The organism is Bradyrhizobium sp. sGM-13 (genome assembly GCF_018398875.1).
Lineage (GTDB): Bacteria > Pseudomonadota > Alphaproteobacteria > Rhizobiales > Xanthobacteraceae > Bradyrhizobium.
In genome coordinates, this window is sequence record NZ_JAGWDK010000004.1 from 70,913 (window position 1) to 96,552 (window position 25,640).

The 25,640-nt window shown below is 63.1% G+C and carries 23 protein-coding genes and 1 pseudogene; 9 read left to right on the top strand and 15 right to left on the bottom strand.

The window, feature by feature from the left end:
- Positions 1-44: 44 nt before the first annotated feature.
- Both KJQ96_RS06895 and KJQ96_RS06900 read right to left on the bottom strand, forming a co-directional pair.
- Positions 45-3,191, bottom strand: coding sequence for a multidrug efflux RND transporter permease subunit (locus KJQ96_RS06895; protein ID WP_213285933.1), 3,147 nt, complete (start codon positions 3,189-3,191; stop codon positions 45-47).
- The gene (locus KJQ96_RS06900) at positions 3,188-4,360 is read right to left on the bottom strand and encodes an efflux RND transporter periplasmic adaptor subunit (protein ID WP_213285934.1); all 1,173 of its coding nucleotides are present in this window, start codon (positions 4,358-4,360) and stop codon (positions 3,188-3,190) included. Before KJQ96_RS06900 ends, KJQ96_RS06895 begins: the two co-directional genes overlap by 4 nt.
- A 361-nt stretch (positions 4,361-4,721) precedes the next feature.
- On the opposite strand from KJQ96_RS06900, the pseudogene KJQ96_RS06905 reads away from it, so the two are divergent.
- The 4 genes and pseudogenes from KJQ96_RS06905 to KJQ96_RS06920 form a co-directional block, all read left to right on the top strand.
- Positions 4,722-5,021 (top strand): annotated as a pseudogene (locus KJQ96_RS06905) (PKHD-type hydroxylase); the annotation flags it as partial.
- Positions 5,022-5,023: 2 nt separating this feature from the next.
- Positions 5,024-6,022 carry a tonB-system energizer ExbB gene (gene exbB / locus KJQ96_RS06910; RefSeq protein WP_213285935.1) on the top strand — a complete coding sequence of 333 codons (999 nt, stop codon included), beginning with the start codon at positions 5,024-5,026 and terminating at the stop codon, positions 6,020-6,022.
- A gap of 3 nt (positions 6,023-6,025) precedes the next feature.
- Positions 6,026-6,493, top strand: coding sequence for a TonB system transport protein ExbD (gene exbD, locus KJQ96_RS06915; protein ID WP_213285936.1), 468 nt, complete (start codon positions 6,026-6,028; stop codon positions 6,491-6,493).
- On the top strand, positions 6,490-7,278 hold the full coding sequence (locus KJQ96_RS06920) for an energy transducer TonB (protein ID WP_213285937.1): 789 nt from the start codon (positions 6,490-6,492) through the stop codon (positions 7,276-7,278). The genes exbD and KJQ96_RS06920 overlap by 4 nt, the downstream gene beginning before the upstream one ends.
- A 23-nt stretch (positions 7,279-7,301) precedes the next feature.
- Here the strand turns inward: KJQ96_RS06920 and KJQ96_RS06925 are convergent, their stop codons facing one another.
- From KJQ96_RS06925 to KJQ96_RS06950, 6 genes are read right to left on the bottom strand one after another with little or no spacing between them, the layout of a single operon-like run.
- Complete coding sequence (locus tag KJQ96_RS06925) at positions 7,302-8,753, bottom strand: aldehyde dehydrogenase (RefSeq protein WP_213285938.1); 1,452 nt, start codon at positions 8,751-8,753, stop codon at positions 7,302-7,304.
- A 24-nt stretch (positions 8,754-8,777) separates the two neighbouring features.
- A complete protein-coding gene (locus tag KJQ96_RS06930) occupies positions 8,778-9,512 on the bottom strand; it encodes an ABC transporter ATP-binding protein (RefSeq protein WP_213285939.1) in 735 nt (244 codons plus the stop codon).
- On the bottom strand, positions 9,505-10,254 hold the full coding sequence (locus KJQ96_RS06935; protein ID WP_213285940.1) for an ABC transporter ATP-binding protein: 750 nt from the start codon (positions 10,252-10,254) through the stop codon (positions 9,505-9,507). Before KJQ96_RS06935 ends, KJQ96_RS06930 begins: the two co-directional genes overlap by 8 nt.
- Positions 10,251-11,195, bottom strand: coding sequence for a branched-chain amino acid ABC transporter permease (locus KJQ96_RS06940; protein ID WP_213285941.1), 945 nt, complete (start codon positions 11,193-11,195; stop codon positions 10,251-10,253). Before KJQ96_RS06940 ends, KJQ96_RS06935 begins: the two co-directional genes overlap by 4 nt.
- Positions 11,192-12,061: a branched-chain amino acid ABC transporter permease gene (locus tag KJQ96_RS06945; protein ID WP_249733825.1), complete on the bottom strand. Its 870-nt coding sequence runs from the start codon at positions 12,059-12,061 to the stop codon at positions 11,192-11,194. The genes KJQ96_RS06940 and KJQ96_RS06945 overlap by 4 nt, the downstream gene beginning before the upstream one ends.
- A 30-nt stretch (positions 12,062-12,091) precedes the next feature.
- Positions 12,092-13,312: an amino acid ABC transporter substrate-binding protein gene (locus KJQ96_RS06950; RefSeq protein WP_213286229.1), complete on the bottom strand. Its 1,221-nt coding sequence runs from the start codon at positions 13,310-13,312 to the stop codon at positions 12,092-12,094.
- A 187-nt stretch (positions 13,313-13,499) separates the two neighbouring features.
- On the opposite strand from KJQ96_RS06950, the gene KJQ96_RS06955 reads away from it, so the two are divergent.
- Positions 13,500-14,411 (top strand): helix-turn-helix domain-containing protein, encoded by a 912-nt coding sequence (locus tag KJQ96_RS06955; RefSeq protein ID WP_213285942.1) that lies wholly within the window; start codon positions 13,500-13,502, stop codon positions 14,409-14,411.
- A 96-nt stretch (positions 14,412-14,507) separates the two neighbouring features.
- Here KJQ96_RS06955 and KJQ96_RS06960 read toward each other — a convergent pair whose 3' ends face one another.
- The 7 genes from KJQ96_RS06960 to KJQ96_RS06990 form a co-directional block, all read right to left on the bottom strand.
- On the bottom strand, positions 14,508-14,924 hold the full coding sequence (locus KJQ96_RS06960; RefSeq protein ID WP_213286230.1) for a hypothetical protein: 417 nt from the start codon (positions 14,922-14,924) through the stop codon (positions 14,508-14,510).
- A 66-nt stretch (positions 14,925-14,990) separates the two neighbouring features.
- The gene (locus KJQ96_RS06965; protein WP_213285943.1) at positions 14,991-15,671 is read right to left on the bottom strand and encodes a site-2 protease family protein; all 681 of its coding nucleotides are present in this window, start codon (positions 15,669-15,671) and stop codon (positions 14,991-14,993) included.
- Positions 15,672-15,781: 110 nt separating this feature from the next.
- The gene (locus tag KJQ96_RS06970) at positions 15,782-16,171 is read right to left on the bottom strand and encodes a GFA family protein (protein WP_213285944.1); all 390 of its coding nucleotides are present in this window, start codon (positions 16,169-16,171) and stop codon (positions 15,782-15,784) included.
- 8 nt (positions 16,172-16,179) lie between these two features.
- The gene (locus KJQ96_RS06975; protein ID WP_213285945.1) at positions 16,180-16,926 is read right to left on the bottom strand and encodes an SDR family NAD(P)-dependent oxidoreductase; all 747 of its coding nucleotides are present in this window, start codon (positions 16,924-16,926) and stop codon (positions 16,180-16,182) included.
- Positions 16,927-16,952: 26 nt separating this feature from the next.
- Positions 16,953-17,684: an SDR family oxidoreductase gene (locus KJQ96_RS06980; protein WP_213285946.1), complete on the bottom strand. Its 732-nt coding sequence runs from the start codon at positions 17,682-17,684 to the stop codon at positions 16,953-16,955.
- A gap of 115 nt (positions 17,685-17,799) precedes the next feature.
- Entirely contained in the window at positions 17,800-19,620 is a 1,821-nt protein-coding gene (locus KJQ96_RS06985) for an IlvD/Edd family dehydratase (protein ID WP_213285947.1), read from the bottom strand.
- Positions 19,621-19,779: 159 nt separating this feature from the next.
- The gene (locus KJQ96_RS06990; protein WP_057846277.1) at positions 19,780-20,838 is read right to left on the bottom strand and encodes a LacI family DNA-binding transcriptional regulator; all 1,059 of its coding nucleotides are present in this window, start codon (positions 20,836-20,838) and stop codon (positions 19,780-19,782) included.
- A 193-nt stretch (positions 20,839-21,031) separates the two neighbouring features.
- Between KJQ96_RS06990 and KJQ96_RS06995 the strand changes: the two genes are divergently transcribed.
- The 4 genes from KJQ96_RS06995 (at position 21,032) to KJQ96_RS07010 (ending at position 25,483) form a co-directional block, all read left to right on the top strand.
- Positions 21,032-22,099, top strand: a complete 1,068-nt coding sequence (locus tag KJQ96_RS06995; protein ID WP_213285948.1) for an ABC transporter ATP-binding protein — start codon at positions 21,032-21,034, stop codon at positions 22,097-22,099.
- A gap of 55 nt (positions 22,100-22,154) precedes the next feature.
- The gene (locus tag KJQ96_RS07000) at positions 22,155-23,474 is read left to right on the top strand and encodes an ABC transporter substrate-binding protein (protein ID WP_213285949.1); all 1,320 of its coding nucleotides are present in this window, start codon (positions 22,155-22,157) and stop codon (positions 23,472-23,474) included.
- A 121-nt stretch (positions 23,475-23,595) separates the two neighbouring features.
- The gene (locus tag KJQ96_RS07005; protein WP_213285950.1) at positions 23,596-24,555 is read left to right on the top strand and encodes a carbohydrate ABC transporter permease; all 960 of its coding nucleotides are present in this window, start codon (positions 23,596-23,598) and stop codon (positions 24,553-24,555) included.
- Positions 24,548-25,483 carry a carbohydrate ABC transporter permease gene (locus KJQ96_RS07010; RefSeq protein ID WP_057846281.1) on the top strand — a complete coding sequence of 312 codons (936 nt, stop codon included), beginning with the start codon at positions 24,548-24,550 and terminating at the stop codon, positions 25,481-25,483. The genes KJQ96_RS07005 and KJQ96_RS07010 overlap by 8 nt, the downstream gene beginning before the upstream one ends.
- Positions 25,484-25,640: the final 157 nt, after the last annotated feature.

Below are 25,640 nucleotides of genomic sequence, written 5' to 3' on the forward strand. Positions count from 1 at the left end.
AAGGAAACTACCTTCGGATGTGTCGGTTGCTGGGCAAAGTCAAGTCATTCGGCCGCTTGCTTGACCGAGCCGTGTGCGTCCGGATGCTCATCATGGTGCGAACCGGTCGAACGGCTCCAGCGGGCAAACGCGTTCGAAAGCCGGTCGAGATAGAGATAGACCACCGGCGTCGTGAACAGCGTCAGCGCCTGGCTGACGAGCAGGCCGCCGACCATGGCATAACCGAGCGGCTGGCGAATTTCCGATCCCGTGCCGGTACCGAGCATCAGCGGTACGCCGCCGAGCATCGCCGCCATCGTCGTCATCATGATGGGGCGGAATCGCAATAGCGCCGCCTTCCGGATCGCGGCTTCGGGCTCGAGCTGCTCGTCTCGTTCGGCCGTGATCGCGAAGTCGACCATCATGATGCCGTTCTTCTTCACGATGCCGATCAGAAGCACGATCCCGATCAGGGCAATCAGGCTGAAATCGAATCCGAACAGCATCAGGATGGTAAGCGCACCGACGCCGGCGGACGGCAGCGTGGACAGGATCGTGAGCGGGTGGATGTAGCTTTCGTAGAGAATGCCGAGGATCAGGTACACCACCACGAGCGCTGCAAGGATCAACAGCGGCACCGTGCCGAGCGATTGCTGGAATGCCTGCGCCGTACCCTGGAAACTCGAATTGAGCGTCGTCGGCGCGCCAAGCTCGACCATCGCTTGTTGAATCGCGTTGGTGGCCTGGCCCAGTGCCACGCCCTGCGCGAGATTGAAGCTGATCGTGGTTGCCGGGAATTGGCCCTGATGGCTGATCGACAGCGGCCGCACCGGCACGCTGGTCCAGGTGGCAAAGGTCGAAAGCGGGACCTGGTCGCCGGTGGTTGGCGATTTCAGGTAGATCTTGTTCAGGGTGTCGAGGCTGCCCTGCAATTCCGGCAGCACTTCGAGCACCACCTTGTAGGTGTTGAGCTGCGTAAAGTACTGCGTCACCTGGCGCTGGCCGAACGCGTCATACAGCGTGTCGTCGATCAGTTGCGGCTGGATGCCGTAACGCGCGGCGGTGTCGCGGTTGATTTTCAGCTCGAGCGTGGTGCCGTTGGTCTGCTGGTCGGTCGCAACATCGCGAAGCTGCGGCAGCGTCTGCATCTTGGCCAGGATTTTTGGCGCCCATTCGTTCAGCTCGGCCAAATTGGCGTCCTGTAGCGTGAATTCGAACTGGGTTCGCGTCGGCCGGCCGCCGAGGCGAACGTCCTGAGCCGCCTGCATATAGAGACGGGCGCCATCGACCTTCTCGAGCTGCGGACGCAGGCGCGCGATGATTTGCTGTGCGGATGCCTTGCGCTCGTCGCGCGGCTTCAGCGTGATGTAGAGATTGCCGTTATTGCCGGCACGTCCGGTGCCGCCGATCGCCATCGCGACCGAGGCCACATCAGGGTCGGCCTGCACGATCCTTCCGAGTTCCTCCTGACGACGCTTCATGTCGGCGAATGAGATGTCCTGGCTGGCTTCCGAAGTGGCGGTGATCAGGCCATTGTCCTGCTGCGGGAAGAAGCCCTTCGGGATGATCACGAACAGATAGACCGACAGACCGAGCGTGGCGAAGAAGATCATCAGGGTCGTCAACTTCCAGCGCAGCGCGAGATCGAGGCCGCGCTCGTAGAAGCGCAGCATCGCATCGAAGGCGCGCTCGCTCCATTGATAGAACCGGCCGTGTCTGACCTCGCCATGCGCGCGCAGGAAGCGCGAGGCCATCATCGGCGTCAGCGTCAGCGACACGATCATCGACACGAAGATGGTCATTGCGAGGACAACTGCGAATTCGCGGAACAGCCGGCCGATGATGCCCCCCATCAGCAATAGCGGGATCAGCACCGCGATCAGCGAGATGCTGATCGAAACGATGGTGAAGCCGATTTCGCTGGCGCCCTTGAAGGCAGCGGCCAGCGGCTTTTCGCCTTGTTCGATGTACCGCGTGATGTTTTCCAGCATCACGATGGCGTCGTCGACCACAAAGCCGACGGCAATGGTGAGCGCCATCAGCGAAAGATTGTCGAGCGAATAGCCGCACACCCACATCAGCGCGCAGGCGCCGAGCAGCGCCAACGGCACCGTCACCGCCGGGATTACCGTCGCCCAGAAATTGCGCAGGAAGATGAAGATCACCATCACGACCAGCGCGATCGTGAGCAGCATGGTGAATTGGACGTCCTCGACCGCGGCACGGATCGTCGTGGTGCGATCACTCATCACCTCGACCTTGATAGCCGGAGGGAGCGCAGCGAGCAGCCGGGGCAGCGTCGCCTTGATCTGGTCGACGGTCTCGATGACGTTGGCGCCGGGCTGCTTGAATATCACCAGGAATACGCCGCGCTTGCCGTTGGCCCAGGCCGCCTGCTTGGCGTCCTCCGGACCGGTGACGGCCCGGCCGATATCGCGGATCCGCAACGGACCGCCATTGCGATAGGCGATAATGACGTCGTTCCAGTCCTTGGAATCCGTGAGCTGATCATTGGCGTAAATGGTGTAAGCACGCCGCTCGCCGTCGATATTGCCCTTGGGGCTGTCAACGGTCGTGATCGCGATCTGGCTGCGCACGTCCTCCAGTGACAGGCCCTTGGCGACGAGTTTCGCCGGGTCGATCTGAATGCGGATCGCCGGCTTCTGCTGGCCGCCGATGATGACCTGGGCGACGCCTGAGATCTGGCTGATCTGCTGCGCGAGCTGGGCGTCCACGGAGTCGCTGACGGTCGTGAGCGGCAGTGTGTCCGAAGTCGCCGCCATGATCAGGATCGGCGAATCCGCCGGGTTGACCTTGCGGTAGATCGGGGGCGAGGGGAGGTTTTTCGGCAACTGGCCGCTGGCCGCATTGATCGCGGCCTGCACGTCGTTGGCGGCCGCGTCGATCGAGCGGTTGAGATCGAACTGGATATTGACTGCGGTCGTACCGAGATAGCTCGTAGACGTCATCTGCGCGACGCCCGGAATCTGCGCGAACTGGCGCTCGAGCGGCTGCGCCACCGACGAGGCCATGGTTTCCGGGCTGCCGCCCGGCAGGTTGGCAGTGACCTGGATGGTCGGGAAGTCGACTTGCGGCAGCGGGGCGACGGGCAACAGCGGGTAGGCCACGAGGCCGATGAACATGATGCCGGCCATCATCAGCGAGGTGCCGATCGGGTAGCGAATGAAGGGCGCGGAGATTCCGCCGCTCATTCCTGGGCAACCTTGGCTTGGGCCGGATCGGAACTGGCGACCGCTGTGGTCACGAGCGAGCCGGGCTGAACCTTGAATTGACCTGCCGTGATCACCTGCTCGCCGAGCGAAAGTCCCTCATCGACCACCGAGCGGCCGTCGATCGAGCGCGTCACCTTGATCTTGCGGAGCTCGGCCTTGTTGTCCTGGTTGACCGCGTAGGCGTAGAGACCATCGGCGCCATGCTGAACAGCGTCATCCGGAATCACGGTGGCGTTTTTCAGCGTCGCAACGAGCAGCCGCGTCGAAACTGACTGGCCGGGCCACAGCGCGTGATCCTTGTTGTCGAATACCGCCTTGAGCCTGATCGTCCCGCTCGACGTGTCGACCTGGTTGTTGATCAGCGAAAGCGTGCCGGTGGACAGCTCCCGCTTGCCGTCCGTGGAGAGGGCGATCACTTTGGGTGAACCGGCGGCCAGCGCGGCTCTGATATCCGGCAACTGGTCTTCCGGCGCGGTAAAGATCACCGCGATCGGCTCGATCTGGGCAATGGTGACGATGCCGGTCTGGGTTGCGGCGTTGACGATATTGCCGACATCGACCTGGCGCAGCCCGGCGATACCGGAAATCGGTGCCTTGACGGTGGCGTAATCAAGCTGGGTTTGGGCGTTGGAAATCGCCGCCGTGTCGGCCTCAACCTGCGCCGTCAGTTGCGCGACGGTCGAGCGCTGCGTATCGGTCTGTTGCCGGGTCGCGAATTCGCCGAGCCTGGTAGAGCGCTGCAGGTCGAGACTGGCATTGGCGAGATTGGCGGCGTCCTGCGCCTTCTTGGCCTTGGCCTGATCGAGGGCTGCCTGGAACGGCCGCGGATCGATCTCGGCCAGGGTATCGCCTTCCTTGACGAACTGGCCCTCTTGAAACGCGATCCTGTTGATCTGGCCGTCGACGCGGGTGCGGACGACGACGGTGTTGAAACCTTGCACGGTGCCAAGCCCGGTCAGATAGACCGGAAAATCGGCCTTCTCGACCAGGGCAGTCTTGACGGGGACGGCCGTGCGGGCCGGCGCGCGCTTCCCGGCGTCAGCCTGCGCCAGGTGTTCCTCGCCGTGGAATCGCTGCCAGCCCAAATAGCCCAGCCCGGCAATCGCTGCGACCAACAAGACCCAACGGATGGTGCTTGATCTCGACATGCCGACCTACGTGTTTCGGAAGACAGGCAATGGCACCCAGAACGGTTCCCTGCGGAGACAGATATTGTCTCGGCGCCCTCGGGGCGTACATGCACGAGCGCTTGAGAATCCTAAACAATTGGAAAGGTTGCGGCAGCGCACGCGTGAGGATCGGCATGACGACCGCGTGGCTCGCAATCTCATTGATGGCTGTCGAACAGACCGCAAATTAGAATCGTTTTGATCTGGATGGATTCAAGCGACGTCTTGCCCCAACCGCGTTGACCGCAGAATTTTCGCTGGGTACCTACGGCGCAGGATTGTCCGCCGCACGTCGGCTGCCGCGAACTGAATTTCGTTAGCGGCATGTCCTGTCGGACCGGAGGAAGATGGCAGTGAGTTGATGGCGGAGAACCCCCGCGGTTCCGACAAAATCAAGCTCGCGGCCGGGGAGTTCGTGCGTTATCTTGCGCCTCGTTTGCATCTGGTTACGCCGGTCACGCGAGGTATGCGGGGGCGCTTTTTTCTGGCTGCAGAGCATGATACGGGATGGCTACGCCCGCAGCCTGATCTTCGATCTCGATATTCGATCCCGGCCCTGGTGGAGCGGCCTGGGCGAGACGACCCTGAAACGGTCAAATTGACCGGTATCTATCATAACCTTATCCGCTACTGGGCCTAAGTATGAATATGTCTCTTTCTCGCGCGACGACATTGGCTGTGATCTCGGCGCTGGCCATGCTGTCGCTGGCGGCGCCATCCTGGGCCCAGCAGAATGTCGCACCCGCAGCGCCGTCTGCGTCCCCGGTTCAACAGGCGCCCGCGGTTTCGCAAGCCCCAGCGGCGCCGGTCCAGGCAACCCAGCCGGCTCAGCCGACGGCAGCCGCCGCGCCGGTTACACCAACCGCAAGCTCAGACGCGACCGCCGCGCCGGCCGGGCGAGAAGGTACCTCGTTGAAGGCAACGACGGTTGCGCCGCGCGAATTGTCGCCGTGGTCCATGTACAAGGATGCCGATGTTGTGGTGAAGGCCGTGATGATCGGTCTCGCCTTTGCCTCGCTCGTCACCTGGACCGTCTTCATCGCCAAGATGTTCGAGCTGACCGTCGTCCAGCGCAAGCTGCGCAGGGCGCTTGCCAAGATCGCCGACGCGAGGTCGCTGGCGGAAGCGCAATTCGCGCTGGGCGCCAAGGGCAGCGTATTGTCGGCCTTCCTTGCGGCAGCGATGCGCGAGGCGCGGCTGTCGGCGGGTATCTCGAGCGACGCCGGCATCAAGGAACGCGCCGCGTCGAGCTTTTCGGAAATCGTGCGCGCCGAGGCGCGGCGGATCCGGCTCGGCATGGGGCTGTTGGCGACCATCGGCGCGACGTCGCCCTTCGTCGGCCTGTTCGGCACGGTCTGGGGCATCATGAACAGCTTTATCGGCATTTCGAAATCGCAGACCACGAACCTCGCCGTGGTGGCGCCCGGCATCGCCGAGGCGCTGCTCGCCACCGCCATCGGCCTGGTTGCCGCGATCCCCGCTGTCATCATATACAATCACTTTTCGCGGGTGACCAAGGGCTACATGGAACTGGTCAGCCGTGCATCGGGCGCCGCGGGACGGCTGCTGTCGCGCGATCTCGACCGCACGCACATCAGCTCGCACGGTAGCTCGCATTCGCGCGCGGCGGCGGCGGAGTAGGCGATGGGCGCGTCAATCGCAGAACACGACCTCGATGACGACAGCGATTTCGCGGAATCGCACGAGATCAACGTCACGCCGTTCATCGACGTCATCCTCGTCCTCCTGATCATCTTCATGGTCGCAGCGCCCTTGTCGACCGTCGACCTGCCGATCGATTTACCGACGTCGACCGCAACCCCGCAGAAGAAGCCGGACAAACCGACTTATGTGAGCATCAAGCCGGACCTCTCGGTTGCGATTGGGGAAAACATGGTCAAGCGCGTCGACCTGGTGCGCTCGCTCGATGCTATGCCCGACAGCAGCAAGGAGCGCCACGTCTTCCTGCGCGCTGACCGCGCCGTGCCGTATGGCGAATTGATGGACGTGCTCGAAATCCTGCGCGCCGGCGGCTATTCCAAAATCAAGCTGGTGGCGCTCGAAGGCGTTCCCGAAACAGCGGCGGCGCAAGCGGCGCCGGCAAAGCCTTGACCGGCCTCGAGCAAAAGCCTTCGCGGCGGCTCTGGATTTCCGCCGCGGTGATTGCGCTCGCGCTCCACATTGGCGGAGCGGCACTGGCGATCGCGCATTTGCAGACCGAAGAAGCCGATGACGCGCTCGGCGCGTCGGCAATCGAGATCGGGCTCGAAATGGCCTCTGTTCATCGCGAGGTGACCGATCTGCCGCCGGGTCCGGATACCGATGCTTCCGCGGCGTCGCCGCAGCTCGCCGAGCAGCAGGCCGAGGTCAAGGAAACCGAGTTGCCGCAGGACAAGCCGACGGAGCCTGAAGAGGCCGACCGGGTGGTGACGGAGAACGAATCGAAGAAGCCGAAAGAGGACGACCCGAAGATCGCAGCGGTGCAGACGCAGGCGTCGACCGAGTCGGTTGCCTCCGAGGCGACCGCGACGCCGAGTTCAGAGGCCATTCCGGAAGGACAGCGTTCCATCGCACCGGTGATCGGCACCGGCGAGAGCGCACGACGCGTGCGCGCGACCTGGCAAAAGGAGCTGGTCGCGCATCTCGACAAGCACAAGCGCTACCCGAAGGAGCGGCAGCAAAAATCCGCCGAAATCCAAATTCGGTTCACGCTCGACCGCATGGGCCGCGTGCTCTCGACCGATATCGAGAAGGGGTCAGGCGATCCGGCCTTCGACGAGGCGGCGCTAGCGATGGTGCGCCGCTCCGATCCGGTGCCGATGCCGCCGCCTATCATCGCCGACGAAGGCCTGACATTCACGCTGCCGGTGATCTTCCGCGTCAAGAACAAGAGCTGACGCCCCGCATTCCTGCCATGGCGTTAGATCGGATAATGCTGCGGCCCGGTTTCGATCGTGATCCAGCGCAATTCGGTGAATTCGGCGATGCCGGCCTTGCCGCCGAAGCGGCCATAGCCCGACGCCTTGACGCCACCGAACGGCATCTGCGCCTCGTCGTGAACCGTGGGCCCGTTGACGTGGCAGATGCCGGAATCGATGCGCTTGGCGACCTCGAACGCGCGCGCGATGTCGCGTCCGAATACCGCTGCCGATAGCCCGTATTCAGTGTCGTTGGCGACGCGAACGGCTTCGTCCGCGCCGTTGACGCGCACGACGCAGACCACCGGACCGAACGACTCCTCACTGTAGATCCGCATCGACGAGTTGACGCCGTCGATTACGGTTGCCGACATCAGCGTGCCCTCGCTGCGCCCGCCTGCGACCACCTTGGCGCCTTTGCTGACGGCGTCGTTGATCAAGGCCTGGATGCGGGCCGCGGCATCGGTGCCGATCAGCGATCCCAGCGGCGCGTTACCCTTGCGCGGATCGCCGGCGACGAGCGATCCGGCTTTCGCCGCGAGCTTTGTTACGAAGGCATCGGCAATCTTCTCGTCGACGACGAGGCGCTCGGTCGACATGCAAATCTGGCCCTGGTTCATGAAGGCGCCGAACGCTGCGGCGGCAACGGCGGCGTCGATGTCGGCATCGTCGAGCACGATCATCGGCGCCTTGCCGCCGAGTTCGAGCAGCGCCGGCTTGAGGTACTTGGCCGCCACCTGCGCAATGATGCGGCCGACGCGCGTCGAGCCGGTGAAATTGACGCGCCGTATGGCGGGGTGGCCGATCAGCGTCTCGATCAGGGCAGGGGCGTCTTCAGGCGCGTTGGTGATAACGTTGAGCACGCCCGGCGGCAGGCCGGCATCGCGCAGGCATTCGGCGATCAGCCGGTGGGTGCCCGGGCAGATTTCGGAGGCCTTCAGCACCACGGTGTTGCCGCAGGCAAGCGGCAGGGCGATGGCGCGTACGCCGAGAATGACCGGCGCGTTCCACGGCGCCATACTCAGCACCACGCCGGCGGGCTGGCGTACCGCCATCGCGATACAGCCCGGCTTGTCGGAGGGGATGACTTCGCCCGAAATCTGCGTGGTGATGGCCGCCGCTTCGCGCAGCATGCCGGCGGCTAAGTGAACGTTGAAGCCGGCCCAGCCGGCCGTCGCGCCGGTCTCCGCCGCCATCAACTCGATGAACTGGGGTGCCTTCGATGCTAGAAGATCGGCAGCCTTCAACAGGACCGCGCGTCTCGCGTTCGGGCCGGTAGCGGACCATGCGGGGAAGGCGGCGGCCGCAGTGTCGGCGGCGCGCTTCGCATCCGCGATCTGGGCTGCCGCGGCGCGGCTTGCGAGATCGCCGGTGACCGGGTTGAGGCGATCGAACGTCGCGCCGTTCGATGCGGGGACATCCTTGCTATCGAGCAGCAGCGAAATTTCATACATGGCTTTCTCTCCTCGCGCGTGGCGTTACGATGATGATGCGGTGGCCGGCGGAGCGCCGCCGAGATAGGCGCGCTGGACAGCGGGATCGGCTTTCAACTGGTCGGCAGTGCCGTGTCCGACGATGACACCGTTCTCGATCACATAGCCGCGATCGGCGATCCGCAGGCTCTCCTGCGCGTTCTGTTCGACGAGCAGCAATCCGACGCCGCCCTCCCGCACCTGCCGCAGCGTGGCGAACAACTCCTGCACCATCGCGGGCGAGAGCCCGAGCGACGGCTCGTCGAGCAACAGGATATCGGGATTGGACATCAGCGCGCGGCCGATCGCGAGCATCTGCTGTTCGCCGCCGCTCATGGTGCGCGCGATCTGGGCGGCGCGTTCGCGCAGGCGCGGAAACAGGGTAAGCACCTGCTCGCGCCGCGCCGCTTCACCCTCGCGGGCGCGCTTCGGGTTGGCGCCGAGTAGAAGATTTTCCTTCACCGTGAGGTCGCCAAAGATGCCGCGGCCTTCCGGGACCAGCGCCAGCCCGCTTTCGACGATGTCGTGGGCGGCAAGCGCGGAGATATCGCGGCCGCCGAGGCTCACCTGCTTGCCGGGAAGCGTACGCACGACGCCTGCGATGGCTTTCAGGAGCGAAGTCTTGCCGGCGCCATTGGCGCCCAGGATCGTTACGATCTCACGGCGGCCGACGCTGAGGGCGACGCCGTCGAGCGCGCGGTGCAGGCCGTAGGCGAGGCTGAGATTTTTGACCTCAAGCATCGACGGCTACCCCGCCAAGATAGGCCTTCACGACGGCCGCATCGCTCAGCACATCCGCGGTGGCGCCTTCGGCGATCTTGCGGCCGCTGCTCATGACGATGCAGCGGTCGCACAGCGCGCGAACCGCGCTCATCACATGCTCGACCAGCACGATGGTGATGCCGTCAGCCCGCAAGGCTCGGATCAGGTCGATGCCGATCGCAAGCTCGGATGGATTAAGGCCGGCGAGCCATTCGTCGAGCAGCAATAGCCGCGGCTTTGCCGCGAGGGCGCGTGCGAGCTCCAGGCGCTTGCGGTCGATATAGGTGAGGTCCGCCGCGGGCCGCCGGTCGTGCCCGGCAAGACCGACGCGATCAAGCAGCGTGTCGATCCGCAGTTCTGCCTCGGAGGCGGGCAGGTGCGGTCTCTGGAACGCCAACCCCGCCTTGATGTTCTCGCGGCAATCCATGCCGTCGAGCACGCGGACGAGCTGGAAGGTCCGGGCTAGTCCGAGCCGCGCGATCCGGTACGACGCAAGGCCCGCGATGTTCTGGCCCATCAGGCGGATGGTGCCGGCATCGGGGCGCAGCACGCCCGAGATCAGATTGAGCGCCGTGGTCTTGCCCGACCCATTGGGGCCGAGCAGGCCCATGATTTCGCCTTGGGCGACCGTAAAGTCGAGATCGTTGACTGCGACGAGCCCGCCGAACGCACGCCGCAACCCACTGATCGTCAGCACGGGTGTTCCGCTGTCCTGGCTCATGCGGCCACCCGCTGTGTGGGTTTGCCGCCCGCTGTCGTCGACAGCTTCTCGAACAATCCCGCGACGCCCCTCGGTAGCATGTAGACGATCAGCAGGAAGATGCAGCCGAGGATGATGGTGAACGTGTTCGGAAAGCGCGCACTTAGCAGTTCGAACAGTAGCGTCAGCGGCACGGCGCCAAGTACCGGCCCCCACAGCCGGTGCGCGCCGCCGAGCAGCGCCATAATCAGCACCTGAAACGAGATCATCGAATTGAAGGCGATCGACGGTTCGATATAGGTCCAGCGCGGCGCCATGATTGCGCCGACCAGCGTCATGACCGTGGCGCTGATCGTGAACAGGGCGACCTTGGCAAAGGTGGTGTTGATCCCGCAATGCTTTGCGACGGTCTCGTCTTCGCCGATCACCCGCAGCGCAAAGCCGAGGCGCGAGCGCGCGATCAGCCAGCCCAGCAGGAATACCGCGGCGGTCAGCACCAGCAATTGCCAGTAGATATCGGCTTGGGTGATGTTGACGAAGACATAGCGCCCGAGCACGCGCGACTTGTTGACCTCGAACCAGACCACGAGCTGGCGGATCAGTTCGGTCAGTCCAAAGGTGAAGATGACGAAATACACGCCGCTCAAGCGGAGCGTCGAGAGCCCGACGATGCCAGCCACAATGGCGCCGAGCGCCGCTGCGGTCAGCAGCACGAGCGGCCATGGCAAGATCTCGCCGAGCACGGCAACGGTATAGGCGCCGACACCGAAGAAGGCGGTGGTTGCCAATGAGACGTAGCGGGTGGGCCCAGAGAACATGCCCCAGGCCGTCGCCAGCACGGTGTATTGCAAAAGGCTGATGGCAAGCGCGAGGTAGTAGGCATTGCCGAGGCGCGGAACGAGCGCCAGCAGCGCAAGCGCTGCGAGCGCTGTGGCACCGAAGCCGGCGATACGCGCGCTCATCGCGTCGCCCTGCCAAGCAGGCCGGCGGGCTTCACCAGCAGAACGGCGAGAAACAGCGCGAAATTGACTGCAAGCGTGAGGCCGGGATCGACATAGGAGGCAACCAGCGCCTCGCTGAGACCAAGCGCCAGGCCTGCGACCAGGCAGCCCAGCATGTTGCCGACGCCGCCCATCACGACGACGATCAAGGCCTTCATCGTGAAGACGACGCCCGATGACGCGCTGAAGGTGAGAAAGGTGCTGACCAAGACGCCGGCGGCGGCGACCAGCGCGCCACCCAATGCAAATGTCAGGGCCGAGGCCTGCGGCACATTGATGGCGACAAGCTGGGCGGCGAAAGGATCGACGGCGACGGCGCGTACCGCCGTGCCGGCGCGTGTCCGCGTCAGCGCGGCATACAGCGCCAGACCGAGCAGGATGGTGATCCCAAGCGCGGCGAGGCGGTTGGCCGCGACCGTCTCGCCGAGAAACTGCACCGGGAAGGCCAGGAACGAATAGCTGTAATAAGCGCCGCCGAACAGCGCGAGCATCGAGCCCTGAATGACGAAGGTGAGGCCAAAGGTTGCGAGAATGCTATCGACCTCGAGCGCATCTCGGTTGGGCGCGCGTCGCACCAACGGCGTCAGCAGCAGTTTGTAGATTGCAAAGTTCAGCACGAAAGCGAGGGGGACGACCAGCGCCAGTCCGACAAACGGGCTGATCGCCCAGCCCGTGAACAGCCAGTGCGATGCAAAGGCGGCGGCGATCAGGAACTCGCCGTAGGAGAGGTTCATGATGCGCGCAACGCCGTACTGGAGCGTGAGCCCCATGGCGATGAGCGCATACATGCCGCCCAGCATCAGGCCGGTCAGAATGGCGTTGGTCATTGGCGTGCTGGCCGCGTCTCAATCTTGACGTTACGGTGCCACCCACGCCGGCTTCGGGACGATCGCGGCTCGCGCGCCTTCGTTCTTCGCCGGTGCGATGCCATAGAACTCGCCGTCCTGCCACTGGCCAACCCACCAGTAACGCGTCGGCATGTTGTTCTCGAGCTTGACCTTGCCGATCACGGTGTCGAACGTGCCGGTCTGCAGATCCATTATCACGGCGGCGCGGTCGATCTTGCCGACGCGTTCGATCGCCTGCTGCAGCATCTGCAGGCTGGCGTAGGTGACCGCGCTAGCCCAGCGATCCGGCTCCGCCCCGTTGGCGGCGGCCTTGTGGCGGGCGAGATAGTCCTTGATCGCCGGACTGTCGCCGCTCCAGCCGCCGATGCCCATCACGCCTTCGGTGTTCTTGCCGAATTTTTGCTTGTAGAGCGGGAAGGCGGTACCGACGCCGGTATAGAACACTTTTGGATTAAGGCCCGCGATCCGCGATTGCTCGGTCAGCGCTAGCGTATCCGGCGGATAGCTGAAGGCAATGAAGACATCGGGGTTGAGCGCCTTGATCTCGTTCACGATCGGCGCCAGATCCTGCGTGCCGATCGGATAGCTCTTGTCGTAAGCGAGCTTGAATTTCGCGTTGGTGAGCGCCGGTCGCGCCGCCGACGACAGATCGATCCCGAAGCCGTCGGCAATGCTGACCATTGCCACGGTGTCTCCGATCTTCTTTTCGTCGCGCAATTTGTTCAGCAATTCGACCAGCGATTTTGCGGCGTCCGCGCTGGTGCCGAGCAGCCAGAAACTGTTGGGCCAGCGCTTGGCGAGTTCGGGCGCGCGGTCGGTCACGGCTGTGGCGGCGAGGTGCGGATAGCCTTCGCGGTTGAGCGTCGGGCCGACGGCGAGGTTGAGGCCGGTGCCCCATGGCGGCAGGATGAAATCGACCTTGTCCTGGTTGATCAGCCGCTCGAGCGCGCGCACCGCCTCTTCGGCATTGGAGCGGTCGTCGTACTGCACGACCTCGATCGGCACGCGCTTGTCGCCGAGCTTGATGCCGCCGGCGGCGTTCACTTCCTTCACCCACAATTCGTAGTTGGGGATGGTGGTGACCGCGGCGCCTCCGGTGTTGGGGCCGGTGCGTGAAATCGCGTAGCCGATCTTGATCGAGGTTTGCGCCTCGGCGATGGCAGTCAGGCCGAGCGTAGCGGCGCAGGTGGCGGCCGCCAGCAGGGCGGTGCGCCGCGTCAAGAATGTCATCATCTTCTCCTCCCAGGGTGCGTCGACCGGCGCCATTGAACTGGCGCTCGTGATCGCCCTGACGTTAGGGGAGGTTGCCTGATGCTTGGAATTGGACGAAACCGGGGAAAGATTGTACTTTTCTGGCAAATCTTCCGCTTCACTGGCGGCGGATTGCTCAGGAGCGAATTACTTAAGAGATTTGGGCATGTCGGCATCACCAGGGCTGAACGGACTGCCGGTCGGCGTCGCGCTGGCGGTACGTGCGGAGGAGTTTTCGGCCGCCCTAGCGGCTCGATCGTGGGTCATCCGCCAGAAGGCGGAGCGCCGGGCGCATCTCTTGTTGCTGCAATCGGACCGCGGCCGGGCTTCATGGCACGGAACCGGTGTCGCACTCGAAGCGCCGGCGCTGCTCTGGCTGCCGGGCAGCACCGATGCAGCGCTGCACGTTGGTCCCGGCGCGCGTGGCTTCCTGTTGTCGGTGGACGATGCCTTCCTGATCAAGATTATCGCGGGCAGCGCCGAGGCGCTGCATCTGCGCAGAACCACTGAGCGCGTTGCGCTGATTGCCGGCGAGACGCTTCCTCCACATCTCGACACCATCGCCGAATCCTGCCGCGCGATCGTGGCGGAGTTGCGCGCGCCCGGGTTCGGCGGCGCGACGCTGATCGCCTCACATCTGCTGTTACTGTGTCTGCAACTCTGCCGGCTCAGCGCCTCGCATGATGAGCGTCACGAGGTGGCAGCGCGTGGCGGCGGTCCGGCGCTGGTCGGCAATTTCCTGCAAATGGTCGAACTGCATTACCGCGACGGCTGGCCGGTGGCGCGCTATGCGGACGCGCTCGGCGTCACGTCCGACAAGCTGCACGCCCATTGCCAGCGGGAGAAAAACTGCGGCCCTCGCGCGATCATCCACGAGCGCCTGGTGCGCGAAGCCTGTACGCGTCTGCAGCAGCTCGATCTTCCGGTCGAGCAGATCGGATATGGCTTGGGTTTCCGTGATCCCGCTTATTTCAATCGCTTCTTCCGCAAGTATTGCGGCGCATCACCGGGCAGCTATCGCCGGCAGATCCGACTGGAGCACGCACGCAGCGGTCCATCCTACGCGGCGTGGCCGTGAAAACTGCAACATTTTTCCGGACGGTAGAGGGGTGGATTCGGCACCATGGTCGCCGCGCCAATCGAGCGTGGCCGACGCAATCATTTTGTTCGAAGCTCAGCGCCAGAAGTAGCGGATGCTGACGTAGACGATGGCGAGGCAGATAAAGATCAGCGCTACCGGGAGTCGCGGTTTCGCAGCCGGTCCGGAGACAGCCTGCTGTTTCGGCCGGGCGGGCGGGCGGCGAAACGCGGTGACGTTGCCGCTGTCAGTGGCCGGCTCGCTCGCGCGCGAAGGAATCTCGGGTGGCGTTCCGGAGCCACCCATCTCCGCATAGTAGCTCTTGTACATGAGTTGGATGGTGGCCTCGGAAGCGTCCGCCTCGGTCATCCTCGCAAGAAGCAACTGCTGGTAGCCTTCAAGAAAGCTTTGCGCCTCGGCGGGCAGGGCGGAAAATCCGTTGAGCTTGGCCAGCATTTTCCAGGTTGCGAAATCTGCCCTCGCGCGGGTATCGGCGCGTCGTGCGATCAACATATCGGCAGCTTTGGTCGCCATGGCCCGGGTCGGTTCTTCCCTTGGGGGTTCGTTTCTATCTGAAGCTTAAGCGTTGCCGGTGATGAAGAGAAGCGCGCTGATCACATAACCGGTCAGTGTCCGCAGTATCGCCGAAATAACATCAAGATTTAGGCCGAGCTGCGCGCCGACGATAGGGAGCAGGATCAGAACGCCGATCAAAATCAGCATCCCATACGGTTCCAGCCGCGACAGCGGGTAAGCCAGCACCCGCGGCAAGAGTCCAACGGCGACCCGGCCACCGTCCAGCGGCGGGATCGGCATCATGTTGAAAATCGCCAGCACGATATTGATCAGGAAGGCGTTTTTGAGGTTGTCCGCCGTCCATTTGGCGGCTTCCGCCGGCACCAAAGGCAGGGCGTGGAAGGCCAAAGCCGTCACAAGCGCCAAGGCGATGTTGGTGGCGGGGCCGGCTAGCGCCACCCAGACCATGTCGAGCCGGGGATGGTTAAGGTTCCGGAAATTCACCGGGACTGGCTTGGCATAGCCAAACAGGAACGGCGAATGCGATAGCAGCAGAATGCCGGGGAGAATGACGGTCCCGAAGGGGTCGATATGCTTGAAGGGGTTGAAGCTGACCCGGCCAAGCTCCCAGGCGGTCTTGTCCCCGAGCCGATACGCCACAAATGCGTGGGCGGCCTCGTGGAAGGTGATCGCGATCAGGAGCGGGAGGATCCAGACGGAGATGGCGTAGAGTGAGATGTTCAATCGATCTGCCTCGGTTTGCGTGGCATCGTAGCCCGGATGGAGCGAAGCGCAATCCGGGATCGGTCCATCCGCATGCGAACGATCCCGGATTGCACTGGCGCTCCATCGGGCTACGGAACCGTCTCCAGATATCGTGGCAGGCCGTCGTCAAGGCGCACCCAGGCCATCTTTTCCGAGACCCAGATGTGCTCAGTCGGTGCAAAGGCGTTGCGGTCGTCAAACGCCGCAAGCGCGACGCCGACCACGGCGCCGTTGGTGCGCTGGGAAAACAGCCTGGTACCGCAAACTCTGCAGAACACCCGGTCGAGCGCCGCGGACGACGGATAACGCGCCGTTTCGCCCTCGACCGAAAGTGCCCGCTGGTCGAACAGCGCACGGGCAAAGAACGGCGAGCCCATCGCCTTCTGGCAGTTGCGGCAGTGGCAGATGCGGACGTTGAGCGGCTCGCCCTCGGTCTTGAACCGGACTGCGCCGCACAGGCATCCGCCTTCTCTGGTCATGGCCGCTCCTAGTACGTCGCCCGGCCGCCGGAAATATCGAACACGGCGCCCGTCGAGAACGCGCAATCCTCCGACGACAGCCACGCCACCATCGCCGCAAGTTCTTCCACCAGGACAAAGCGCCCCTTCGGAATCTTCGACAGCATGAAATCGATGTGCTGCTGGGTGAGCTGGTCGAAGATCGCGGTTTTCGCCGCCGCCGGCGTCACCGCGTTGACGAGGATGTCATGCTGCGCGAGTTCCTTGCCGAGCGACTTGGTTAGCGCGATCAGGCCGGCCTTCGAGGCCGAATAATGCGCCGCGTTGGGATTGCCTTCCTTGCCGGCGATCGAAGCGATGTTGACGATGCGCCCGTATTTTTGCTGCAGCATCGCAGGCACCACCGCCTTGCAGCAGATGAAGGGGCCGTCGAGATTGATGCGCAGCACCTTGCGCCATTCCTCAAGATCGGTCTCCCAGACCGTCTTGTTGACGCCGGCGACGCCGGCATTGTTGACGAGGATGTCGATCCTGCCGAGCGCCTTCAGCGTTTCATCGCGGGTCTTCTCGACGGCGGCGAGGTCGGAGACATCGACCTTGAAGGCGGATACGGCCGGGCCGATTTCCCTGGCGGTCTTTTCCGCGAGCGGCAGGTCAAAATCCCAGATCGCGACCTTCGCACCCGATGCGACGAAGCGTTCGGTGATCGCGCGCCCAAAACCCTGCGCCCCGCCGGTGACGACGGCGCAACGGCCGTTCAGATCGATCTTGTTCATGCTGGAAGCCTTTGACAGCGTGGACGTCAGAGCATGTAGCCGCCATCGACGACGAGGTCGACACCGGTGGTGAACGCGGCTTCGTCGCTCGCAAGATAGATCGCCATAGCCGCGATTTCCTCTGCGCTGCCCAGCCGCCCCATCTTCTGGCGGGCGATGAACATCTCTTTGCCCTGCGGGCCGACGGCCGCGGCGCGGTCGAGCATCGAGGGTGTCTCCACGGTGCCGGGGCAGATGCTGTTGCAGCGGATGCCCTGGGTGATGAAGTCGAGCGCAACCGCGCGCGTGAGCAATGAAACCGCCGCCTTGGACGCACTGTAGACATAACGGTTGGCCGGTGGCCTCAACGCCGCGCAAGACGAGATGTTGACGATGCTGCCGCCTCCGCCCGCCAGCATCGCCGGCAGAAACGCCTTGATGGTCCGGTGCATGGATTTGACGTTGAGGTCGAACGAGAAGTCCCAGTCCTCTTCCGAACAGTCCAGGATGGTTCCGTGGTGCACGAAGCCCGCCGCGTTGAGCAGGATGTCGATCTTTCCAATGCGCTTGGCGAAGGCGTCGACCTCGGCGGTGCTGCGAACGTCAAGTCGTGCCGTCTCGGCGACGCCTTCCTTGCCCAGGGTGGCGATGCCGCTTTCATTGATGTCGGTGGCGATGACCGTGGCGCCTTCGCGCGCGAATGCTATTGCGCATGCCCGGCCGATGCCCGCCGCTGCGGCGGTGACAACAGCGCGCTTTCCCTTCAGTCGATCTGACATGTTTTTCTTTTCCTCTTTTTCTTCGTCATTGCGAGGAGCGATAGCGACGAAGCAATCCGTTTTTTCCTGCGCGAAGGCATGGATTGTTTCGCTCCGCTCGCAATGACGGCGCTACCTAATGATTGTCCCGCGCCACGCCGACCGTGCCGGCGATATTCTGATAGCGCGTGGCGAGCTCCATGCAGGCGCCGGTGGCCTGCTGTCCGACGGTCGAGCGGTAGAGCTCCTGCCACGGCGTCTGGTGGGCCGGGTAGGGGAAGCCGCCCTTGTCCTTCAACTCGGCGCGGCGCTTCTTCAATTCATCGCTCGAGATCAGGATGTTGGCATCGCCCGTGTTGAGGTCGATGCGAACCTTGTCGCCGGTCCGCAAGATCGCCAGTCCGCCGTCGGCGGCGGCCTCGGGCGAGGCGTTGAGGATCGAGGGCGAACCCGAAGTGCCGGACTGCCTTCCGTCGCCGATGCAGGGCAGCGAGAGGATGCCGCGTTTGATCAGCGCCGCCGGCGGCTGCATGTTGACGACCTCGGCGCCGCCGGGATAGCCGATCGGCCCGGCGCCGCGGATGAACAGCACGCAGTGCTCGTCGATATTGAGCGAGGGATCGTCGATCCGGTCGTGATAGTCCTCCGGTCCCTCGAACACGATGGCGCGCCCCTCGAACGCATTCGGGTCTTTCGGATTGATCAAATAGCGGTCGCGGAATTCCTTCGAAATCACGCTGGTCTTCATGATTGCGGAATCGAACAGGTTGCCGCGCAGTACCAGGAAGCCCGCATCTTTCACCAGCGGCTTGTCGTAGCTCCAGATCACGTCGCCGTCGGGCTTTGGCGCCTCGCGGCAGTTCTCGCCGATGGTGCGGCCGTTGACCGTGACGGCGTCTTCGTGGATGCGCTTGTGCGCCATCAATTCGCGCACCACCGCCGGCACGCCGCCGGCGCGATGGTATTCCTCGCCGAGATAGAAGCCGGCCGGCTGCATGTTCACTAAGAGCGGGATGTCATGGCCGTGCTTCTGCCAGTCGTCGATCGAGAGCTCGACGCCGATATGCCGCGCCAGTGCGTTGATGTGGATCGGCGCGTTGGTCGAGCCGCCGATCGCCGAATTCACCACGATGCAGTTCTCGAACGCCTTCCGCGTCAGGATGTCGGAGGGCTTGAGATCCTCCCAGACCATCTCGACGATCCGTTTTCCAGTCTCATAGGCGATCTGGCCGCGCTCGCGATGTGGCGCGGGGATCGCCGCACAGCCCGGCAGCGACATGCCAAGCGCTTCCGCCAGCGAGTTCATGGTCGAGGCGGTGCCCATGGTGTTGCAATGGCCGACCGAGGGGGTTGAGGACGCCACGAGTTCGATGAACCCGTTGTAGTCGATCTCGCCGGCGGCAAGCATCTCGCGGGCTTTCCACACGATGGTGCCCGAGCCGGTGCGCTCGCCGTTGTGCCAGCCGTTCAGCATCGGGCCGCCCGAGAGCACGATCGCGGGCAGATTGACGGTCGCCGCCGCCATCAGGCAGGCCGGCGTGGTCTTGTCGCAGCCGGTGGTAAGCACCACGCCATCGAGCGGATAGCCGAACAGGACTTCGACCAGGCCGAGATAGGCGAGGTTGCGGTCGAGCGCTGCCGTCGGCCGCTTGCCGGTCTCCTGGATCGGATGCGTTGGGAATTCCATGGCGATGCCGCCGGCGGCCCGAATGCCCTCGCGCACGCGATGCGCCAGTTCGAGATGGTGGCGGTTGCACGGGGAGAGGTCGTTGCCGGTCTGGGCGATGCCGATGATCGGCTTGCCGGATTGCAATTCCTCCCGGGTCAGGCCGTAATTGAGGTAGCGCTCGAGATAGAGCGCGGTCATTCCCGGATTATGCGGATTATCGAACCACTCGAGGGAACGTAGTCTTCGGCCCTTGCCATTGGTGGCAGTCTTGTTGTCGTTCTTTTTCATTGGTTCCTCCCGCACTGCAAGCTCGTGGGCGGCTAAAATCACGGCGGCGATTGCACCATGCTGAAAATTTCATCCGCTGCAACGCGCTTCGCCCGTGTCCTATTGAGCAACCGATCTTAGTTCGGGCCAAAAGATAGCGCTACCATTTTCTATCCGCGCTCAATCTATGCCGACAGATCCGGCCATCACGGTGCTTTGTCGCGTTGAGCTTTCACGGACGACCAACTGAAAGCCGAGGTCGAGCACCGGCGTCTGGGGGCGACGGCCCTCGATCGCGTCAATCACCATGGTGACGGCGTGCCGGCCCATTTCATAGCGATTGGTTCGTACGCTCGTGATCGAGGGAACCGCGGCGGCGGTGAATTCAAGGTCGTTGAAGCCGACAATGGCCAAGTCACGGGGAATCGATATCTGCCGACGCTGGCATTCGAAGAGAACGCCGAGTGCGAGGTCGTCATTGACGCAGAAGACCGCGTCGATATCGGGCGTCTGGGCAAGGAGGTCGGCGAACAGCGTTCCGCCAAGCGTGACGGTGGTGGGCACGGAAGTGGTGACGATGAGGTTCGGGTCGAACAGCGAGGCCGCTTTCATGGCATCACGATACCCTTCGAACCGCCGCTGCACGCGGGGGTCCATTCGCGCGCCGAGAAATCCGATGCGGCGGCGTCCCTGCTCGAGGATGTGCGAAATCGCCGCAGAAGCTGCGTCGTAGTGCGAAAAGCCGACCATCATGTCGACAGGACTGTCGCCGATCTCCATGATTTGCGTGACCGGGCAATTCATCGACTCCAGGATCGTGCGCGATTCCGCGGTTTGGTTGATGCCGGTGACGATCAATCCCGCAGGCTTCTGCGCCCGAAACAGGCGTAGCAGCTTTTCCTCCTGCAGGATGCTGTAGCGCGTATTGGCAAGTTGAATGGTGTAGCGGCTACCTTCGGAGGAATCGTAGATGCCGCGCAACACATCGGCGAACACGTTGTTGGTGAGAGAAGGAATGACGACGCCGATGACTTCGGTGCGGTGCGAGGCCAGCGCGCGCGCAGCGAGATTGGGTACGTAACCCAGTTCCTTCACGGCGCTGTCGACGCGTTCCCGCTTGCTAAGCGACAGCGCTTCGGGGTTCCTGAAAAAACGTGATGCCGTAATTGGGCTGACGCCAGCGAGCTTGGCGACCTCGGTGAGGCGGATTTTGCCAGACTTTGTCTGTTTTCGTCCCATCTTGCGCTCATATCACAACAAATTAGACGTTTGAACAATTATTGACAGCGCTATCATCGGATTGCTAAAAGCCGCCAAACTGCGGATGATAATGACCGTTGAATTCGACTTCCGGCATTAGAGTCGAAAAGACAGCATGGCGTCGTCGCCCGTCTGTGGCGCCACAAAGCAAAAATTGAGGGGAGAGAGCTCGATGTCGTCGGTACAGATTCGCGACGTGCGCAAGTCGTTCGGAAACTTTGAAGTTTTGCACGGCGTGTCGATTCCGATCGAGGATGGCGAGTTCGTCGTGCTCGTCGGCCCCTCCGGCTGTGGCAAGTCGACCTTGCTGCGGATGCTCGCAGGCCTCGAAAACATCACCTCCGGCACGATTTCGATCGGCGATCGCGTGGTCAACAATGTCCAGCCCAAAGAGCGCGACATTGCCATGGTGTTCCAAAACTACGCGCTCTATCCGCACATGACGGTCGCCGACAATATGGGCTTTTCGCTCAAGCTGCGCGGCGCCAAGCCCGAGGAAATCTCGACTGGCGTCAAGCGCGCCGCGGAAATCCTGGCGCTGACCCCGCTGCTCGATCGCTATCCCCGGCAATTGTCGGGCGGTCAGCGCCAGCGCGTCGCCATGGGCCGCGCCATCGTGCGCGACCCGCAAGTGTTCCTGTTCGACGAGCCCTTGTCCAACCTCGACGCCAAGCTGCGCGTTGCGATGCGCACCGAGATCAAGGAACTGCACCAGCGGCTCAAGACCACGACGGTCTACGTTACCCACGACCAGATCGAGGCCATGACGATGGCCGACAAGATCGTGGTGATGCATGACGGCATCGTCGAGCAGATGGGCACCCCGCTCGAACTCTACGACACCCCGGCCAACCAGTTCGTCGCGGGCTTCATCGGCTCGCCGGCAATGAATTTCCTTAAAGGCAAGGTGAAGTCGAACGGCGTCGCCGGCTTCGAAGGCCCGAACGGCGTCAAGCTGCCGCTGAAGACGGCGCCCGCCAATTCGGAAGGCCAGCCGGCGGTCTACGGCGTCCGGCCCGAGCATTTCACCATCGCCGATGACGGCGCCGAGGCCGAGATCGTCGTGGTCGAGCCGACCGGTTCGGAAACCCAGGTCTTTGCCAAGCTCGGCGGAGAGCAGGTGGTCGCCGTGTTCCGCGAACGGCATCAATTCAGTCCGGGCGACAAGGTCCGGCTCAAGCCGGATCCGGCGCTCGTGCACCTGTTCGACGAGACGACGGGCAAGCGACTGAATGGCTGAGCAATAACCAAATGGGCTGAGCAATAACCAAAAAATACTCAAAGGGAGGATGACTATGCAGGATTTTACTCGCCGCTCTCTGCTTCAAGGCGGCACTGCGCTGGCGGCAGCCGGCGCGCTGACCGGACCCGCACTGCTCGATTTCGCCAAGGCCTGGGCGCAGGCTTCGCCTTGGAAGGCGGAGCCGGGCGCCAAGCTCACGGTGATGCGCTGGAAGCGCTTCGTGCCGGCGGAAGACGATGCGTTCAATGCGATGGTCGCCGCGTTCAAGGCTGCGACCGGCACCGAAATGAACGTATTCTCGGAGTCGTTCGAGGACGTGCAGCCGAAGGCGTCCGTTGCCGCCAACACCGGCTCGGGCCTCGACCTCGCCTGGGGCCTGCATACGCTGCCGCAACTGTTCCCGGCGCAGGTGCTGCAGATGAACGACGTCGCCGACTATCTCGGCAAGAAATATGGCGGCTGGACCGAGGCCGCGGCGGTGACCTGCAAGCAGGGCAACAATTGGCTCGGCATCCCGGTTGCGACCGTCGGCGGCTACATGACCTACCGCAAGTCGTCGCTGGACAAGGCCGGCTACAAGGAATTCCCGACGGATTTTCCGGGCTTCCTTGAGATGTGCAAGAAGCTCAAGGCCAACAACACCCCGGCCGGTTTCCCGCTCGGCCACGCCTCGGGCGACGCCAACGCCTGGCTGCACTGGATCCTCTGGGGGCACGGCGCCTACACCGTCGACAAGGACAATAAGGTCATCATCAACTCGCCCGAGACGGTGAAGGCGCTCGAATACTGCAAGGCGCTGTCCGAGACCTTCATTCCCGGCGTCGCGTCCTGGAACGACTCGTCGAACAACAAGGCGTTCCTGGCCGGCGAACTGCATTGCACCGCTAACGGCATCTCGATCTATGTCGCGGCAAAGGACGATGCGACCAAGAAGGAGCTCGCGGAAGATACCTATCACGCGCTCTGGCCGGTCGGTCCCGTCGGCAAGCCGACTGAACTGCAGCTCTGCGTTCCGATCCTGGCGTTCAAGTTCACCAAATACCCGAACGCCGCGAAGGCTTTCATTGCCTTCATGCTGGAGAAGGAAAACTACGACAAGTGGCTGTCGGGTGCGCGGGGCTATCTCACGCACACGCTGAATGCCTACGACAACTCGCCGGTCTGGACGGCGGATCCGAAGAACCAGGTGTTCAGCCAGGCCAGCAAGCGCGCGCTGCCCGCGTCCGGCATCGGTACGCCCGGCGAGAAGGCGGCGACTGCGATCGCCGACTTCCTTGTGGTCGACATGTTCGCCAATTATGCAACCGGCGCCAAGGATGCCAAGACGGCGATCGCGGAAGCCGAACGGCAATTGAAGCGCATCTATCGCTGAGGAACCGGAGCGGGCGGCGGGTGCCGCCGTCCGCTCCGTCAATACGGGCGTGATCTGGAAAAGCGGGGGACGGCTTCCGGCAAATCACGCGCAGCAAGAAGCAGTAATCGGGACATCAGGCATGGCTGACATCGCAATCGCGCCACGACGCGCCAAGACGGAGATCCGCGAGGCCAGCGCGTGGGACCAGCTCAAGCACAACCGTAACTGGCTGGGCTTCTGGTTCATGGTGCCGGCGCTGGCGTTCCTGATCTTCTTTCTGGCCTATCCGCTTGGCCTCGGTATCTGGCTTTCATTCACGGATACCCGTATCGGCCGGGTAGGGCAGTATGTCGGGACCGAGAATTACGAATGGCTGTGGGATGACGCGATTTTCTGGCTTTCGGTATTCAACACGCTTCTCTACACGTTTATCGCGAGCGCCATCAAATTCGGAATAGGGCTCTATCTGGCCCTGCTGTTGAACGAGAACATGCCGTTCAAGGCGATGCTGCGCGCGCTGGTGCTGATTCCCTTCATCGTGCCGACGGTGCTGTCGGCGCTGGCATTCTGGTGGATCTTCGATTCACAATTCTCGATCATCTCGTGGTCGTTGAAGCAGATGGGGCTGATCACCGAGAACATCAATTTCCTCGGCGACACGACATGGGCGCGTATCTGCGTAATCTTCGCCAATATCTGGCGCGGCGTGCCGTTCGTCGCGATCACGCTGCTCGCCGGCCTGCAGACCGTGCAGCCGTCGCTCTATGAGGCCGCGACGCTCGATGGCGCGTCGCGCTGGCAGATGTTCCGCTTCATCACCTATCCGCTGTTGACGCCGATCATCGCCGTCGTGATGACGTTCTCGGTGCTGTTCACCTTCACCGACTTCCAGTTGATCTGGGCGATGACGCGGGGCGGCCCGGTCAATGCCACGCATCTGATGGCGACCCTGTCGTACCAGCGCGCGATCATCGCGGGTCAGTTGGGCGAGGGCGCGGCGATCTCGAGCGCGATGATCCCGTTCCTCCTCGCCGCCATCATGGTGTCTTGGTTCGGCCTGCAGCGCCGCAAGTGGCAGCAAGGGGAAAACAATGACTGATCTCCCCACCTCACGGATTGATCTCAAGGCCGTCCTGCATAGCTCGGCGCCAACGATCGCGAAGGACGATCATAGCGAAGGCATGAGCTATCTGCAGTCGGTGCCGCGCCGGCTGGTGACGCTCTATCTGCCGCTGTCGATCATCGTCATCGTGCTGCTATTCCCGTTCTACTGGATGGGCCTGACGGCGATCAAACCGGACGAGCAGTTGCTCGATCTCGACAAGTACAACCCGTTCTGGACCTGGAATCCGACCTTCAAGCACTTTTACAAGCTCCTGTTCGAAAGCCACTATCCGATGTGGCTCTGGAACACGATGTATGTCGCGGTCTGCGCCACCATCCTGTCGATCATCGCGAGCGTGCTCGCGGCCTATGCCATCGTCCGGCTACGCTACAAGGGCGCCAATATGGTCGGCGGCCTGATCTTCCTGGCCTATCTTGTGCCGCCGTCGATCCTGTTCATTCCGCTGGCGACCGTCGTGTTCCAGTACGGCCTGTTCGACTCGCCGATGGCGTTGATCCTGACCTATCCGACCATCCTGATCCCGTTCTCGACCTGGTTGCTGATGGGCTACTTCAAGACCATCCCGTTCGAGCTGGAGGAATGCGCGCTGATCGATGGTGCCAGCCGTTGGCAGATCCTGATCAAGATCGTGCTGCCGCTGGCGATTCCCGGACTGATCTCGGCGTTCATCTTCTGCTTCACGCTGTGCTGGAACGAGTTCATCTATGCGCTGACGTTCCTGCAATCGACCTCCAACAAGACGGTGCCGGTCGCAATCGTCAACGAATTCGTCGATGGCGACATCTATCGCTGGGGCTCGCTGATGGCGGGTGCGCTGGCGGGCTCGTTGCCGCTCGTCATCCTTTACGCCTTCTTCGTCGAGCACTATGTGTCGGCCATGACGGGAGCCGTGAAAGAGTAAGCGCGTAAGGTCCGCATCAAGAAATAGCAAAGCTATCGCTAGTCGTCCCTGCGAAAGCAGGGACCATAACCACCGGCGGCAATTGTTGAGACGAAGCCGTCAAACATCCCATCTTGATTGCATCGGCCGCGGCGTATGGGTCCCGGCTCAAGGCCGG

What these genes read in the sequence shown, in the direction of transcription:
- KJQ96_RS06980 (WP_213285946.1), bottom strand. Translation starts at nt 17,684, where the DNA reads ATGTCAGATCGACTGAAGGGAAAGCGCGCTGTTGTCACCGCCGCAGCG.
- KJQ96_RS06950 (WP_213286229.1), bottom strand. Translation starts at nt 13,312, where the DNA reads ATGACATTCTTGACGCGGCGCACCGCCCTGCTGGCGGCCGCCACCTGC.
- KJQ96_RS06930 (WP_213285939.1), bottom strand. Translation starts at nt 9,512, where the DNA reads ATGCTTGAGGTCAAAAATCTCAGCCTCGCCTACGGCCTGCACCGCGCG.
- KJQ96_RS06970 (WP_213285944.1), bottom strand. Translation starts at nt 16,171, where the DNA reads ATGACCAGAGAAGGCGGATGCCTGTGCGGCGCAGTCCGGTTCAAGACC.
- KJQ96_RS07000 (WP_213285949.1), top strand. Translation starts at nt 22,155, where the DNA reads ATGCAGGATTTTACTCGCCGCTCTCTGCTTCAAGGCGGCACTGCGCTG.
- KJQ96_RS06985 (WP_213285947.1), bottom strand. Translation starts at nt 19,620, where the DNA reads ATGAAAAAGAACGACAACAAGACTGCCACCAATGGCAAGGGCCGAAGA.
- KJQ96_RS06990 (WP_057846277.1), bottom strand. Translation starts at nt 20,838, where the DNA reads ATGGGACGAAAACAGACAAAGTCTGGCAAAATCCGCCTCACCGAGGTC.
- KJQ96_RS06945 (WP_249733825.1), bottom strand. Translation starts at nt 12,061, where the DNA reads ATGACCAACGCCATTCTGACCGGCCTGATGCTGGGCGGCATGTATGCG.
- KJQ96_RS06935 (WP_213285940.1), bottom strand. Translation starts at nt 10,254, where the DNA reads ATGAGCCAGGACAGCGGAACACCCGTGCTGACGATCAGTGGGTTGCGG.
- KJQ96_RS06940 (WP_213285941.1), bottom strand. Translation starts at nt 11,195, where the DNA reads ATGAGCGCGCGTATCGCCGGCTTCGGTGCCACAGCGCTCGCAGCGCTT.
- exbB (WP_213285935.1), top strand. Translation starts at nt 5,024, where the DNA reads ATGAATATGTCTCTTTCTCGCGCGACGACATTGGCTGTGATCTCGGCG.
- KJQ96_RS07005 (WP_213285950.1), top strand. Translation starts at nt 23,596, where the DNA reads ATGGCTGACATCGCAATCGCGCCACGACGCGCCAAGACGGAGATCCGC.
- exbD (WP_213285936.1), top strand. Translation starts at nt 6,026, where the DNA reads ATGGGCGCGTCAATCGCAGAACACGACCTCGATGACGACAGCGATTTC.
- KJQ96_RS06895 (WP_213285933.1), bottom strand. Translation starts at nt 3,191, where the DNA reads ATGAGCGGCGGAATCTCCGCGCCCTTCATTCGCTACCCGATCGGCACC.
- KJQ96_RS06975 (WP_213285945.1), bottom strand. Translation starts at nt 16,926, where the DNA reads ATGAACAAGATCGATCTGAACGGCCGTTGCGCCGTCGTCACCGGCGGG.
- KJQ96_RS06925 (WP_213285938.1), bottom strand. Translation starts at nt 8,753, where the DNA reads ATGTATGAAATTTCGCTGCTGCTCGATAGCAAGGATGTCCCCGCATCG.
- KJQ96_RS06960 (WP_213286230.1), bottom strand. Translation starts at nt 14,924, where the DNA reads ATGTTGATCGCACGACGCGCCGATACCCGCGCGAGGGCAGATTTCGCA.
- KJQ96_RS06900 (WP_213285934.1), bottom strand. Translation starts at nt 4,360, where the DNA reads ATGTCGAGATCAAGCACCATCCGTTGGGTCTTGTTGGTCGCAGCGATT.
- KJQ96_RS06955 (WP_213285942.1), top strand. Translation starts at nt 13,500, where the DNA reads ATGTCGGCATCACCAGGGCTGAACGGACTGCCGGTCGGCGTCGCGCTG.
- KJQ96_RS07010 (WP_057846281.1), top strand. Translation starts at nt 24,548, where the DNA reads ATGACTGATCTCCCCACCTCACGGATTGATCTCAAGGCCGTCCTGCAT.
- KJQ96_RS06995 (WP_213285948.1), top strand. Translation starts at nt 21,032, where the DNA reads ATGTCGTCGGTACAGATTCGCGACGTGCGCAAGTCGTTCGGAAACTTT.